The 1,350-nt window shown below is 73.7% G+C and carries 1 protein-coding gene; it reads right to left on the reverse strand.

The window, feature by feature from the left end:
• Nucleotides 1-26: 26 nt before the first annotated feature.
• Nucleotides 27-1,247, reverse strand: coding sequence for a sensor histidine kinase (locus ACIQOV_RS41595; RefSeq protein WP_401056363.1), 1,221 nt, complete (start codon nucleotides 1,245-1,247; stop codon nucleotides 27-29).
• Between the last annotated feature and the right edge of the window lie 103 nt (nucleotides 1,248-1,350).

Below are 1,350 nucleotides of genomic sequence, written 5' to 3' on the forward strand. Positions count from 1 at the left end.
CTGCCGTGTCCGGGGGGAGGGGGCGCTCAGCGGCGGGCGGCGCGGGTGCGCCAGGGCAGCTCGACGGTGACGGTGGTCGGGCCGCCCTCGGGGCTGTCCACCAGGAAGACCCCGTCCACCGCGCGGATCCGCTCGGCCAGCCCGGCCAGTCCGCTGCCCGGGTAGGGGGCCGCGCCGCCCTTGCCGTCGTCCTGGACCAGCACCATCAGCTGGTGCTCCGAGCGCCAGACCTCGACCGAGGCCGAGCGGGCGCCGGCGTGCTTGGAGACGTTGGTCAGCAACTCGCTGACGGTGAAGTAGGCGATGCCCTCGACCGCCGAGTCGGGGCGCTCGGGCTGCCCGTCCGGGCCGGTCAGGTCGACGTTCACCCGGACCCCGCCGGGCACGGTGCAGCGGGCGGCGACCGAGGACAGCGCGGCGTCCAGGCCGCGGTCGGTGAGCACCGCCGGGTGGATGCCGCGGGCCAGGTCGCGCAGCTCCTGGAGGGCCAGCTTCACCTCGCCGTGGGCGTTGTCGACCATCCTGGCGGCGGCCGCCATGTCGTCCTCGGACTCCACCTCGCGCAGCCGCTCCTTGGCCATGCCGAGGTCCATCGCCAGCGCGACCAGCCGGGCCTGGGCCCCGTCGTGCAGGTCGCGCTCGATCCGGCGCAGGTCGGCGGCGGCGGTGTCGACCACGGTGCCGCGGTCGTCCTCCAGCTCGCGCACCCGCTCGGCCAGGGCGCCCGGGAAGAGCAGCGACTCGATCAGGATGCGGTCCACCGCGGCCAGCCCGCGGACCACCCAGGGCAGCACCGGCCAGAGCGCGATCACCGAGATCAGGGTCAGCGCGAAGCTGAGCACGCCCCAGGGCAGCATCAGCACGTTGTAGAGCGCCGAGCGCCAGTTCAGCAGGTCGGTGAGCTGGGCGATGGTGTAGCCGACCATCCCCGGGCGGCGCGGTTCCACCGGCTGCGGCTCGTCGATCCCGGAGTCGTAGGCCGACCGCGCCCGCCGCCGGCCCAGCGCGCCCAGGGAGCGCGAGAGCGCCAGGCCGCCGGCCAGCAGCGGCAGGCCGATCACGGTGATCGACATCCCCAGGCCGACCGAGAGCGTGGCCACGGCCAGCACGAAGCCGAAGATGCCGAGCGGCAGGTTGAGCAGCAGTCGTCCGACCTGGTGCCACATCCTCCTGCCGTACAGCGGTGGGCGCTCCATCCGAGCGTCCTGCTCCTTGATGGCGTCCACGGCGCGGTGCAGCGGCTTCATCGGATCTACCGTCCCTCTTCGTCGTGCGGCTGGACCAAGCTTCCCGAACGGCGGGCGGGGGATGCCATGGGGGTGATACATCTTCCCGGTCGGGGGTTAACCC

This window comes from Kitasatospora sp. NPDC091257 (assembly GCF_044757675.1).
In the GTDB taxonomy this organism is placed as follows: domain Bacteria; phylum Actinomycetota; class Actinomycetes; order Streptomycetales; family Streptomycetaceae; genus Kitasatospora; species Kitasatospora lactacystinica.